At 41.6% G+C, this 13,750-nt stretch carries 6 protein-coding genes, 2 tRNA genes and 3 rRNA genes; 1 reads left to right on the forward strand and 10 read right to left on the reverse strand.

Going from position 1 to position 13,750, the window contains the following annotated elements:
• Positions 1-9: 9 nt before the first annotated feature.
• The 8 genes from HUV91_RS11995 to HUV91_RS12030 all read right to left on the reverse strand — a co-directional run bounded on the left by HUV91_RS11995 (position 10) and on the right by HUV91_RS12030 (position 9,029).
• Positions 10-1,359 (reverse strand): aromatic acid/H+ symport family MFS transporter, encoded by a 1,350-nt coding sequence (locus HUV91_RS11995; protein WP_174493501.1) that lies wholly within the window; start codon positions 1,357-1,359, stop codon positions 10-12.
• Between the two features lie 309 nt (positions 1,360-1,668).
• On the reverse strand, positions 1,669-2,400 hold the full coding sequence (locus HUV91_RS12000) for an AAA family ATPase (RefSeq protein ID WP_174493502.1): 732 nt from the start codon (positions 2,398-2,400) through the stop codon (positions 1,669-1,671).
• A 169-nt stretch (positions 2,401-2,569) separates the two neighbouring features.
• Positions 2,570-2,684, reverse strand: a 5S ribosomal RNA gene (gene rrf / locus HUV91_RS12005).
• 176 nt (positions 2,685-2,860) lie between these two features.
• Positions 2,861-5,753: ribosomal RNA gene (locus tag HUV91_RS12010) — 23S ribosomal RNA — on the reverse strand.
• Between the two features lie 384 nt (positions 5,754-6,137).
• Positions 6,138-6,213 (reverse strand) — tRNA-Ala (locus HUV91_RS12015).
• Positions 6,214-6,287: 74 nt separating this feature from the next.
• Positions 6,288-6,364: transfer RNA gene (locus tag HUV91_RS12020), tRNA-Ile, on the reverse strand.
• Between the two features lie 59 nt (positions 6,365-6,423).
• Positions 6,424-7,960 (reverse strand): 16S ribosomal RNA (locus HUV91_RS12025).
• Together the 16S, 23S and 5S rRNA genes with 2 tRNA genes alongside form the textbook arrangement of a ribosomal RNA operon.
• Before the next feature lie 454 nt (positions 7,961-8,414).
• The gene (locus tag HUV91_RS12030; RefSeq protein WP_174493503.1) at positions 8,415-9,029 is read right to left on the reverse strand and encodes a TetR/AcrR family transcriptional regulator; all 615 of its coding nucleotides are present in this window, start codon (positions 9,027-9,029) and stop codon (positions 8,415-8,417) included.
• Positions 9,030-9,136: 107 nt separating this feature from the next.
• Here HUV91_RS12030 and HUV91_RS12035 point away from each other — a divergent pair, with 107 nt between their 5' ends.
• The gene (locus tag HUV91_RS12035) at positions 9,137-10,345 is read left to right on the forward strand and encodes an oxygenase MpaB family protein (protein WP_174493504.1); all 1,209 of its coding nucleotides are present in this window, start codon (positions 9,137-9,139) and stop codon (positions 10,343-10,345) included.
• Positions 10,346-10,385: 40 nt separating this feature from the next.
• Here the strand turns inward: HUV91_RS12035 and HUV91_RS12040 are convergent, their stop codons facing one another.
• Both HUV91_RS12040 and HUV91_RS12045 read right to left on the reverse strand, forming a co-directional pair.
• Positions 10,386-11,573, reverse strand: coding sequence for a hypothetical protein (locus HUV91_RS12040; RefSeq protein ID WP_174493505.1), 1,188 nt, complete (start codon positions 11,571-11,573; stop codon positions 10,386-10,388).
• 94 nt (positions 11,574-11,667) lie between these two features.
• Positions 11,668-13,734 (reverse strand): TonB-dependent copper receptor, encoded by a 2,067-nt coding sequence (locus tag HUV91_RS12045; protein WP_174493506.1) that lies wholly within the window; start codon positions 13,732-13,734, stop codon positions 11,668-11,670.
• Positions 13,735-13,750 lie beyond the last annotated feature (16 nt).

A 13,750-nucleotide genomic window follows, 5' to 3' on the forward strand; every position in this document is an offset into this window, starting at 1 on the left:
AGAGTGCAATTAAGCTTTTGCAGCAACGCCTGAGCTTGCAGCTACTTTTTCAGATTCATCATCATGCATAATTAAAGCAACTGCAATTGCAGTAATTAATACAGGTAAACCCACTGCAATAAAATTAAAATGTGCAGGCAAATTCATCCCTAACAAGCCACCAATTAAAATGGGTCCAACAATTGCACCCATACGACCAATTGCCGAAGACCAACCAATTCCTGTTGAACGAATCGCTAAAGGATAATATTGTGCAACATAGCTATATAACAACATTTGCGAACCAATTGAGGCCGCACCTGCTAAGAAAACTAAAATGTATAACAAGAATTGATTTGATTGGAAGCCCATTAAACTCATGACAATCGCACCCATCATGCCAAGAACCATCAAAACAGGTTTTAAATGGAAACGATCCGCAAGGATACCACCACCTACAATCCCAACAACCGCACCGACATTCATGACCATCATAAACATCAAGCTATTGTCCATTGAATAACCTGCTGCCATCATCAATTTTGGTAACCAACTACTCAATGCATACATCGTCAATAAACATGTAAAAAATGCTAACCAAAATAGGAATGTATTGGTTGCGCGCCCACGACGAAATAAGCTGACCACGTTGGCAGCTTCAGGTACTTCAACTTTAGGTAAAGTAAAATTTGTCCCATCTGTCACCGTCACATTCGGCGCTAAACGACGCACAATACTTCTGGCTTTTTCTTGCTTATTTTCTTTTACAATAAATGCCAAAGACTCTGGTAGAAACTTCCAAATTACAGGCAATAAAAATAATGGAATCCCTGCAATAAAGAACATGATTTGCCAACCAAAACTTGGGGTAAACCATGAACCTAATAAAGCAGCCATGACACCACCAACGGCATAACCACTGAACATGGTTGTAACCAATGTACTGCGCATTTTAATGGGTGCATATTCAGAAGTTAATGCAACCAAATTTGGCATGACACCGCCAATTCCTAAACCTGCTAAAAAACGCAAAATTGCAAATTCAGTTGGATTTGAAGCAAAACCACCTGCGAAAGTTAATCCACTAAAAAGTACAATACAGATCATAATGACTTTTTTACGACCAATCTTATCGGCTAAAGAGCCAAAGAACATTGCACCAAACATCATACCTGCTAATGCAGTGCTGGCAAGCATTCCTGCTTGCATCGCAGATAGCCCCCAATCTTGCATTAAGAGTGGCAATACCACACCATTAATCGCTAAATCATAGCCATCAAACAAAATAATCAATAAACACCAAGCCACTACATTGAAGTGGAACGGGGTAAATTTTGCTTTATCGACTATCGAGTTAATATCTAAATTTTCCGTCGTCATCGTTCTCATCTCCCATGAGTACTTGTCCAATATTTCAGATGAATTTTTAAGTAAAATTCAAGGTTTCGAAATATAATCAGAGCAAGTTTTAGGGACAATTAGACAAAGGGATAATAAAGATTTATAGTCATATAAATCTAATAAATATATGATTTTAAATAATATAAAATTTATCAAAATATGATTTTTAATGCTTAATTTTTATTGATTTATATTTATTTTACACACTGATTATCTTTAATTTTTCTAAATAGATTTGCAATCCTATTTGAATAAAATAAGAAATTATCATTGAAGAGTTGAAAAATTTTATGAATCATCTTCCTTTAATAACTGCTCAACTCTTTTTTCATAATTATTTAAAAAATCACGTGTAATTCTAAAATGATCTGTTTCCTCATACTTTACTTTTTTAATTCCAGTATCAGAAAATTGATAAATCGTTGCATTGGGATAAGCAAGTAAAATTGGTGAATGTGTAGCAATGATAAGCTGTGATTGATCTTTACATAATTGATCTATAACTGCCAATGCTGTCATTTGCATATAAAGAGATAAAGCTGCTTCTGGTTCATCAAGCAAATATAAGCCATTCCCTCTTAATTTATGGCTCAATATTTTAAAAAAAGCCTCCCCATGCGACCGTTCATGAATATTTCCACCATACCCGTCAATATAACCTAATTCATTCATATACGTGCCAACGTTATAAAAGCTTTCAGCACGTAGAAAATAGTAATCCTTCGGCTTTTTATAGCTTTTAATCAGTTTTAGAGCTTCATACAAGTTGGAACTACTACTTGCAGAATTTAATTGCACATTTAAAGTCCCTCCCTCTTCTGAAAATCCAAGTGCTAATGCAAGCGACTCTAATACTGTAGACTTACCAGAACCATTATCCCCTACAAAAAATGTTACATCAGCATGAAAATCAATATTTTCCATATCATTAACAGCAGGAATATTAAATGGATAAAGTGACCAATCATGTTGATTTGGTTCTTTTATTTCTACATAACGTAAATAAGGCTTAGCTTGCATAGGAATTGATGATCTGATTAGCATTTAAATCATAAATTAACCGAAAAAACTTTAGGATAAAATATTTAAATTCAACCAAACGACTCATCAAGTCGTACATTTTTCTTTTTACTTTAGACAAGCATAAAAAACACCCCCAACCTTTCAGTTGAGGGTGTTTAGATTTAAAAGCTGGCGATGACTTACTCTCACATGGGTAATCCCACACTACCATCAGCGCTAAGAGGTTTCACTTCTGAGTTCGGGAAGGGATCAGGTGGTTCACTCTTGCTATTGTCGCCAGCAAACTGTTATGGACCTTATTCGGGTCTTATTTAAACTGTGATTTACAGTGTATGCCTTACTTCGTACCAAATGAGTTATTAACAGGATAATTTGAGTTGCTATTGTAACTAGCTTTTGAACTAAATCAAGCATTTTGCTTTGAATTCATTGAAACATACAACTGTTTGGGTGTTGTATAGTCAAGCCTCACGAGCAATTAGTATTGGTCAGCTTCATGCATCGCTGCACTTCCACATCCAACCTATCAACGTCGTAGTCTTCAACGGCTCTTTAGAGGACATAAAGTCCTAGGGAAATCTTATCTTGAGGTAGGCTTCCCGCTTAGATGCTTTCAGCGGTTATCCCTTCCGAACATAGCTACCCGGCGATGCGACTGGCGTCACAACCGGTACACCAGAGGTTCGTCCACTCTGGTCCTCTCGTACTAGGAGCAGATCCTCTCAAATTTCCAGCGCCCACGGTAGATAGGGACCGAACTGTCTCACGACGTTCTAAACCCAGCTCGCGTACCTCTTTAAATGGCGAACAGCCATACCCTTGGGACCTGCTTCAGCCCCAGGATGAGATGAGCCGACATCGAGGTGCCAAACACCGCCGTCGATATGAACTCTTGGGCGGTATCAGCCTGTTATCCCCAGAGTACCTTTTATCCGTTGAGCGATGGCCCTTCCATACAGAACCACCGGATCACTAAGACCTACTTTCGTACCTGCTCGACTTGTGGGTCTCGCAGTTAAGCGCGCTTTTGCCTTTATACTCTACGCGTGATTTCCGACCACGCTGAGCGCACCTTCGTACTCCTCCGTTACTCTTTAGGAGGAGACCGCCCCAGTCAAACTACCCACCAGACATGGTCCTCGCTCCAGATAATGGAGCAGAGTTAGAACCTCAATATTACCAGGGTGGTATTTCAAGATTGGCTCCACCGAAACTAGCGTCTCGGTTTCAAAGCCTCCCACCTATCCTACACAAGTAAGATCAAAGTTCAATGTCAAGCTGCAGTAAAGGTTCACGGGGTCTTTCCGTCTAGCCGCGGGTACACCGCATCTTCACGGCGATTTCGATTTCACTGAGCCTCTGCTGGAGACAGCGCCCCCATCATTATGCCATTCGTGCAGGTCGGAACTTACCCGACAAGGAATTTCGCTACCTTAGGACCGTTATAGTTACGGCCGCCGTTTACTGGGGCTTCGATCAAGAGCTTCGCTTACGCTAACCCCATCAATTAACCTTCCAGCACCGGGCAGGCATCACACCCTATACGTCCACTTTCGTGTTTGCAGAGTGCTATGTTTTTAATAAACAGTTGCAGGGGCCTAGTTTCTGTGGCTGCTCTCAGCTCAGGAAGCAAGTTCCATCACCAAAAGCAGCGTACCTTCTCCCGAAGTTACGGTACCATTTTGCCTAGTTCCTTCAGCAGAGTTCTCTCAAGCGCTTTGGTCTACTCGACCTGACCACCTGTGTCGGTTTCGGGTACGATTCCTGTGTAACTGAAGCTTAGAGACTTTTCTTGGAAGTATGGTATCAGCCACTTTACTGTACAAGTACAGCTTGCTATCAGTTCTCAGCATAGAGTACCCCGGATTTGCCTAAGATACATGCCTACAACCTTTCACCTGGACAACCAACGCCAGGCTGACTTAACCTTCTCCGTCCTCTCATCGCATTACACAGAAGTATTGGAATATTAACCAATTTCCCATCGACTACGCCTCTCGGCCTCGCCTTAGGGGTCGACTCACCCAGCCCCGATTAACGTTGGACTGGAACCCTTGGTCTTTCAGCGAACGGGTTTTTCACCCGTTTTGTCGTTACTCACGTCAGCATTCGCACTTCTGATACCTCCAGCAGACTTCTCAATCCACCTTCATCGGCTTACAGAACGCTCCCCTACCACGTATACATAGTATACATCCGCAGCTTCGGTACTATATTTTAGCCCCGTTACATCTTCCGCGCAGGCCGACTCGACTAGTGAGCTATTACGCTTTCTTTAAAGGGTGGCTGCTTCTAAGCCAACCTCCTAGCTGTCTATGCCTTCCCACATCGTTTCCCACTTAATATAGATTTTGGGACCTTAGCTGGCGGTCTGGATTGTTTTCCTCTTGACTACGGACGTTAGCACCCGCAGTCTGTCTCCCGGATAGTACTCATTGGTATTCGGAGTTTGCATCGGTTTGGTAAGTCGGGATGACCCCCTAGCCGAAACAGTGCTCTACCCCCAATGGTATTCGTCCGAGGCGCTACCTAAATAGCTTTCGGGGAGAACCAGCTATCACCGAGTTTGATTAGCCTTTCACCCCTATCCACAAGTCATCCCCTGGCTTTTCAACGACAGTGGGTTCGGTCCTCCAGTTAGTGTTACCCAACCTTCAACCTGCTCATGGATAGATCACCCGGTTTCGGGTCTATACCCAGCAACTATACGCCCTATTAAGACTCGATTTCTCTACGGCTCCCCTATACGGTTAACCTTGCTACTGAATATAAGTCGCTGACCCATTATACAAAAGGTACGCAGTCACCGAACAAGTCGGCTCCCACTGCTTGTATGCATGCGGTTTCAGGATCTATTTCACTCCCCTCACAGGGGTTCTTTTCGCCTTTCCCTCACGGTACTGGTTCACTATCGGTCAGTCAGGAGTATTTAGCCTTGGAGGATGGTCCCCCCATATTCAGACAAGGTTTCACGTGCCTCGCCCTACTCGTCATCATTATATGTGCCCTTTCGTGTACGGGACTATCACCCTCTACGGTCGCACTTCCCAGAGCGTTCCGCTAAAACACATATAACTTAATGGGCTGATCCCCGTTCGCTCGCCGCTACTGAGGGAATCTCAATTGATTTCTTTTCCTAAGGGTACTGAGATGTTTCACTTCCCCTCGTTCGCCTCGTATGACTATGTATTCATCATACGATACCTACCTTATGGTAAGTGGGTTTCCCCATTCAGAAATCTCCGGATCACAGGATATTTGCCGCCTCCCCGAAGCTTATCGCAGGCTATTACGTCTTTCATCGCCTCTGACTGCCAAGGCATCCACCACATGCACTTAATTACTTGACTATACAACCCCAAACAGTCGTTCATCCCTACAAGTAGGATGAGCAACAGATCAACTAATTACTCAGTCAATCATACAGTTGGCGTCTTGTGCACTTAAGCACTGTACAGCTTCAATCTAAATTCATATACCAAAACGCTTGATTCAGTTTTATCGCTAGTAACTCATTTCTTGTAGTTGCCTACTTGAAACGAGTATGAACAATTTATTTCAACTCAAATATATTCTGTTAATGATTCACTACGTCTTCGTCAGATCGCAGTCAACTGTGATAAATCACAGAGCTTAATAACAATGCAGCGTATTATACGCTTCTTTATCACTAAGCTCTATAAGCTATCATTTTATTTGCTTGTTTATTAGCTAGTTAACATTCTGTAAGAATGTGGTGGAGACTAGGAGAGTCGAACTCCTGACCTCCTGCGTGCAAAGCAGGCGCTCTACCAACTAAGCTAAGTCCCCAGCTTAAGATCTAAAATATCTAATTCCCTGTACTCAATATTTAATTTTTCAATTAAATAATGTGTTCGTCAGAATGGTGGGTCTGACAAGACTTGAACTTGTGACCCCACGCTTATCAAGCGTGTGCTCTAACCAACTGAGCTACAGACCCTCAGATACTTCAATGAAGAACAACTTGTTGTGGATTCTTACCGATCGTCAATCTTTCGTTAAGGAGGTGATCCAGCCGCAGGTTCCCCTACGGCTACCTTGTTACGACTTCACCCCAGTCGTCGGCCACACCGTGGTAAGCGTCCTCCTTGCGGTTAGACTACCTACTTCTGGTGCAACAAACTCCCATGGTGTGACGGGCGGTGTGTACAAGGCCCGGGAACGTATTCACCGCGGCATTCTGATCCGCGATTACTAGCGATTCCGACTTCATGGAGTCGAGTTGCAGACTCCAATCCGGACTACGATCGGCTTTTTGAGATTAGCATCCTATCGCTAGGTAGCAACCCTTTGTACCGACCATTGTAGCACGTGTGTAGCCCTGGTCGTAAGGGCCATGATGACTTGACGTCGTCCCCGCCTTCCTCCAGTTTGTCACTGGCAGTATCCTTAAAGTTCCCACCCGAAGTGCTGGCAAATAAGGAAAAGGGTTGCGCTCGTTGCGGGACTTAACCCAACATCTCACGACACGAGCTGACGACAGCCATGCAGCACCTGTATGTAAGTTCCCGAAGGCACCAATCCATCTCTGGAAAGTTCTTACTATGTCAAGACCAGGTAAGGTTCTTCGCGTTGCATCGAATTAAACCACATGCTCCACCGCTTGTGCGGGCCCCCGTCAATTCATTTGAGTTTTAGTCTTGCGACCGTACTCCCCAGGCGGTCTACTTATCGCGTTAGCTGCGCCACTAAAGCCTCAAAGGCCCCAACGGCTAGTAGACATCGTTTACGGCATGGACTACCAGGGTATCTAATCCTGTTTGCTCCCCATGCTTTCGTACCTCAGCGTCAGTATTAGGCCAGATGGCTGCCTTCGCCATCGGTATTCCTCCAGATCTCTACGCATTTCACCGCTACACCTGGAATTCTACCATCCTCTCCCATACTCTAGCTTCCCAGTATCGAATGCAATTCCTAAGTTAAGCTCAGGGATTTCACATCCGACTTAAAAAGCCGCCTACGTACGCTTTACGCCCAGTAAATCCGATTAACGCTCGCACCCTCTGTATTACCGCGGCTGCTGGCACAGAGTTAGCCGGTGCTTATTCTGCGAGTAACGTCCACTATCTTTAGGTATTAACCAAAGTAGCCTCCTCCTCGCTTAAAGTGCTTTACAACCATAAGGCCTTCTTCACACACGCGGCATGGCTGGATCAGGGTTCCCCCCATTGTCCAATATTCCCCACTGCTGCCTCCCGTAGGAGTCTGGGCCGTGTCTCAGTCCCAGTGTGGCGGATCATCCTCTCAGACCCGCTACAGATCGTCGCCTTGGTAGGCCTTTACCCCACCAACTAGCTAATCCGACTTAGGCTCATCTATTAGCGCAAGGTCCGAAGATCCCCTGCTTTCCCCCGTAGGGCGTATGCGGTATTAGCGTCCCTTTCGAAACGTTGTCCCCCACTAATAGGCAGATTCCTAAGTATTACTCACCCGTCCGCCGCTAGGTCCAGTAGCAAGCTACCTTCCCCCGCTCGACTTGCATGTGTTAAGCCTGCCGCCAGCGTTCAATCTGAGCCATGATCAAACTCTTCAGTTTAAAATCAATAGCACCTATAAGGGTGCCAATCTTGGCTCATCAATTACTGACAAAAATTGCTCAAATAAACTTCGAGTAATTTCTACCATCAATCAATGAAAATAATTTCGATCAATCAACCAGTAAAAATCCACACAAGTTGTTCTTCATATTCTCTTAATGATCTTCTTAATGCTTCGTCAGCATCAAGCTAGGTCAGCTATATTACTCTCTATCTCTAGAAAGTCAACATGTAATGAAAATTATTTTTAATCCTTCCTTCTAAAACCCAACTTAATCAATTCAATCAAGTCATTGTTTTATCAGAAGTTTTAATCTTCATCACCGCCGATGGATGTGCATTCTACAGCATTTCAGATATGACACAACCCCTTTTTTTAAATTAAGTATTTACATGTCTAACTTTCAATCAATAAACAAACTAAACTTATGTTTTTAATTAATTTTTTATTTATTATTTTATTTCATTTATATTTTCCACCTCTAAATAAGCCAATATCATCATGGTCAGTTCTTTCTTAAGCTGTTGTTCTGAAATAAGAAAACTATTGTTACTCACATAGCGCATCATGGTAAATAACGTGCTATTAACGATCACAAATGACTTATTTTTCAGCATTTCGAAACTCCAATGCTGAAAAAACTGATTAAACACATAGATACCCACTTCAAAAAAGTGTTGTTCAACGATCTGCGCTGCTTCTGAGTTAATATATTGATGCCAATGTTTTAATACTTCGATAAAAAAACCGTTATCGGCTTTCATCATATCAAAACCAAACTGAATGCTGATTGGAATCAATTGCTCTAAAGGTCGTTGTTTTTGTTGGGTTGTAAGTTCTTTCAGTGCCATCCCAAGATTTTCACTCTTTCGACGCAGAAGTTCATCAATAATTTGTTCTTTATTTTCAAAGTACTGATAGATTGAGCCAACACTAACACCTGACTTTTCTGAGATCTTGGGTGTGGTCAGTTGGTGTATCCCCTGTTCGACTATGCAGTATTGTGTCGCTTCTAAAATATCATTCACAATCTGAATAGCTCTTTGTTGTTGGGGTTGTTTTCTCATTTATTGTCTCTTTTATGAGTGATTTAGTGCATTTTCAAAATGCGAATTGAATGCGAATAATTATTCATATTAAAGTTTGAACAAATAATAATCAACAAGAGACTGCTATGTCAGAACCAATGATTGCGAAACGTTTGGCATCATTTGAAAAAATGCGTCACAGCGACTTGATTTCAAAAATCTTAAATCATTTCACTGATCAGCACTTTATTCCAAGCTATGAGGATTATCTTGAATTAAATCAGAGTTTGTTCACAGGTGATGTTGCCATGGACAAAGTGATGCAATGGGTAATGGAGAATCCACGGCGCAATCGTAAGTTATTTGAAACAGCCTTGTATCAGGGGGTAGAAAAGCTTGATATTGATGAACCCGTTTTAACTGATTTTTTCGACTTGGTGACCACCCCACCTGTATGGCTTGAACCTGAGAAATTAACCACAGCAGTTAAGTTTACCCATCGGCTTGGGCATAACAGTACATTTATTTTACGGGATGCTGCTCTGATGGTCGGTTATCAATTCCCGGGATTTAATCAACCCTTGATTATGACGGGTGCATTAAATCAATATGCAGGCAAGCGTTTAGCCGAAACGCAAAAATGGTGGCTCGATGTCAATCAACAGCAAAGTTTTCAGCGTTTCAACTCAGGTTTTATCTCAACCATTTATGTCCGTTTTATTCATGCCTTAGTACGTTTTCAGCTCAATAAATCTAAAGATTGGGATCATGCATTTTGGGGTACACCCATTAATCAGTATGACCAAGCGATGACCAATATTGCCTTTAGTGGTTTGTTGTTAATCGGTTCACGTGTTTTAGGGATTTTTCCAAGTAAAGCCGAATCGGAAGCGGTATTACATTTTTGGAAATATACAGGATGGTTAATGGGTATTGATGAAAAATGGCTCGTCAACAAAGAATCTGAAGGATGGAAATTACTGCAATGGATGAATTATGCCCATCCTGCGACTGATGACAGTAGTCGTACCTTAGCCGTCAGTTTATCTAAAGAACCTTTCGAACGACAATATCCATATTTCAAAACCTTTTTACAGAAAAAAGCCTATCGTAATCATTTAGATATTACCCAATGGTTTATTGGTAAGAAAAAAATGAAAGCGCTCGGTTTAAAACCACGCGCTGTAGCATGGTATCCATTGTATTTATTTGCGAAGAATACAATGATTTATGGAAGCGCCCGTTATAACGCACGTTTGCAACAGTTTTTACAACAACATGGTCGGGCGCAACAGGAGTATTCTAATACTTTATATCAAAATGCAGGTCAGCAATTGGCAAGTATGTATCAGTAATTTTGGGTGCAATAGGACTACAAATTGATGTATATCTTTGTCATGCAATTGAACGATGTTCTAGTCGATTTTTATAAATATTCATCACGACATCACTAAATTGATTCAGTACGTATTGAACCCATAAATCACTATACCAATTCATGTCAGTACTTAAACGATAATCCATGCTCAAAATAAGTTGGGTTTGCTGTGGTGAAATCTGTACTAGACGATATTCACTGGATAAAACATCAAAATATTGCCCACCGATTTCGATATGATCATCTAAAGAACCTTGGGGAAATGACGCTTTGTTAAATTCAGGTTTCCATGCTAAAACATAAGGTGGCTCAAAACGGGTGACTTTTTCTTGGAAATAAATACCCCGTTGCCAATAAATATGGCGTAGCAAACCTGCCTGAGTTGCTTCATTTTGCCCAAGCATTGGTTTTGGAAAACCCATGGTAAAAATAAAATTATGGGCAATCTCATGTTCTTGAACTTTCTGCACATCTGAAATTGCATCAAAAGTCTGCTGAATCGGGGCATTGATGACTATTGTACGTTCAACTTTTCCAAATTGATCAGTACTGTGTTTCGGTAAAAAACCAATCAATAAAAGTGGCAGTAATGCCAAAGAATAGATTTTGTTGGTCGGCTTCCATAAATACTGACATAAACTACGCATCAATAAAGCACCGATCACCAGTGCAGCGAAAAGCAAGGGCAATGCCATAATTACGCAAATCGTACCTTCTTTGAGTACAAAAATACTGATGACCAAGATAATAAGCATGATCCACAATTGGGTTTTTAATACATTTTTGACACTTGCAACACGTTTGCTACTCACGCTACGCACGTATTCAAATAATGCTCCCATCACAAAAGGCATGCTGATTAAAAATGTCGCCGATAAAAAGGCATCTTTATATTTTGCAAAGAATGCAGTGAGTAAAAATAGGGTAAATAATAAGAGGAAAGGTACACTTCGCCTTAAAAAACTTGCTTGACGATATTCTGCTTCACAGGCTTTAGCTGTTTGATGAGAATCCAGACACAGCAAATAAAGTGTTTCACCCTGCTCTTTACGCAGTAATCGATAGACTTTAAACGGTTCATCGGTATATTTTTTTAATGCATGGGCTAATGCAGCTTTGCGATGCTCATCCCAATGTAAAGCCGAAATCTCATATTCTTGACATGCAGCTAAAGTACGGGCGATTTCATCAATATTAATTGTCATTTCTAAAATTAAATACTTTATTTTTATAGATTTTGACAGAAGCCACTGCATGAAAACAATGGCTTTTGTCGTGAATTATTTTACAGCATTGTGCTTAAAACTTCATACTGATCCGTGCCCAGTAATTGCGTCCAATATTATTGAACTGTTCTGTGCTGGCAAAGCCGAAACCTGAACTGCCTGCTTTATTGAGATGCTCGGTATAGGTTTTATCGAAGACATTATCTACACCAATTGCAAGATTGACATCATCTACAAGATTATAAGATGCGTTCAGAGCCAATGTATTAAAGCTCTTACTTTCCGCCATATCATAGCCCACAATATTGCCTTGATTTAGACTAATACGGTCTTGTTTTGCCACCACACGCCACAATAAACCCAACGTATATTTGTCTTGAACATAACGTAAATTAAAACGTCCTTCTAGAGGTGCAATTTGTGGTAATGCCGTATGAGCTGTCGTATTTTCACCCCAAGCATAGGCAAGACTAAGATCTGACTGTAGTGCTTCAGTAAAGTCATAACCAATCCCTGCTTCTGCGCCTGCAATGGTTGCATCGACATTTTTAGCACCTGCACTGAAGGATGAACCATGCTGATGATAACTCATTAAAATATAGTCATCGATTAGACCTGCATATGCAGATGCCCATGACTTAAATGCGCCATGTTGGTGTTGATATCCTAGATCTAACTGCAAAGTTTTTTCAGTATTTAAATCATTAAAAGTCGGTTTAGACATGCCTGAATTGCCATGTGCTGTACTAAACAGTTCCCAGTAATCAGGCACACGTTCGACATAGCCAAGACCGATATAGGTTTTAGCATCGTGTTCAGGGTGTTGATTTTCTAAACGAATAAATACACTTGGTAAGGTTTCTTTACGGTCATCATTTAGCTTTAATGCATCAATTTTGACTTGGTCAATACGCGCACCTGAAACCAGCTTATAACGATCATTGAATTTATATCCCAACTCACCAAAAACACCATAGGATTCAAATTTCATATTGGTTGTTAAAGGCTTGTTCATCATACTGCCTGCATGATGATTTTGTTGTGTATCCACCCCTGTGATGAAGCTCAGTTTGTCCCATTCAGACGTTACCGCAAGTCGCGAGTTTAACGTACGGCGCGTCACTTGCATTTCAGATGGACCTTTCATACTGCCATGATCTGCATCACCATGATGCATACCCATATCCATATCGTCATGATCCATATCCATCATTGGCGGTGTCCGCAGTCTAAAATTATCCATTACATGGTCGTTATAGCTATAGTTCACTTGCCCTTCGACCTTTTTAATCACATCGGTCAGATTCTTTTTCTCAAATCTTAAACCTAAACTTTCACGGGCAAATTGCGAACCATCCATGTCACGCCCTGCATACAGTGCTTCACCATCAGATTTACCGCCTGTCAACTCTACCCACGTGTCTGCATCAGGCGTCCAACCTAAAGCGACATCCGCATTCCAACGCTCCCAAGCTGAAGGAACTGTACGACCATCACCATCTTGATAACTATTTGACTCTGAACGTCCTGCATTTAAACGCATATATTTTTGTTCATCACCAACAATGGCTTCAATATTCTGATCAATGCGTCCATACGAGCCGACCAATGCACTGGCTTGTCCTTGGTAATGATGATCTTCAGAAAGTTTTGGTTTTTGACGTTCAAAAATCACCGTTGCCGCAGAGCCTGTATTGGCATATTGAACGGTTTGTGGTCCTTTAGTGACTGTGATTCGGTCAAAACTTTCAGGCTGAATATAAGACGTTGGCGCATCCATACGTGATGGACATGCACCTAAATTTTCCGTGCCATCGGTTAAAATTTTAATACGTGAACCAAACATTCCTCTAAACGTTACATCACCGTTGGTACCACCATTCTTGATTGAGCTAAAACCTGCAATGCTTTGTAGATAATCAGCACCATCGGTTGCAGGTACAGGCTGAATCGGCTGTTTAGGATCAGCACGAACCACCAAACCATTGGCATCATTGGCTTTTTGTGCAGTTAAGACCACAGGTGCTAACTGCTGAATATGTGGTTCAGTCTCAATTTGTTCTGCCTGAACACTTCCCGAATAACACGCAACACAAATCGCAGCCGTCAGTGGCTGTAAAAAGAATTTTGGCTGAGCCATTTTCATTTCTCACTTA

This window comes from Acinetobacter sp. Marseille-Q1623, assembly GCF_902809895.1.
Classification (GTDB): Bacteria; Pseudomonadota; Gammaproteobacteria; order Pseudomonadales; family Moraxellaceae; genus Acinetobacter; species Acinetobacter piscicola_A.

Bases quoted from the DNA above. Each gene is read 5' to 3' on its own strand.
- HUV91_RS12000 (WP_174493502.1), bottom strand. From the start codon at position 2,400: ATGCAAGCTAAGCCTTATTTACGTTATGTAGAAATAAAAGAACCAAAT.
- HUV91_RS12040 (WP_174493505.1), bottom strand. From the start codon at position 11,573: ATGACAATTAATATTGATGAAATCGCCCGTACTTTAGCTGCATGTCAA.
- HUV91_RS11995 (WP_174493501.1), bottom strand. From the start codon at position 1,359: ATGACGACGGAAAATTTAGATATTAACTCGATAGTCGATAAAGCAAAA.
- HUV91_RS12045 (WP_174493506.1), bottom strand. From the start codon at position 13,734: ATGGCTCAGCCAAAATTCTTTTTACAGCCACTGACGGCTGCGATTTGT.
- HUV91_RS12035 (WP_174493504.1), top strand. From the start codon at position 9,137: ATGTCAGAACCAATGATTGCGAAACGTTTGGCATCATTTGAAAAAATG.
- HUV91_RS12030 (WP_174493503.1), bottom strand. From the start codon at position 9,029: ATGAGAAAACAACCCCAACAACAAAGAGCTATTCAGATTGTGAATGAT.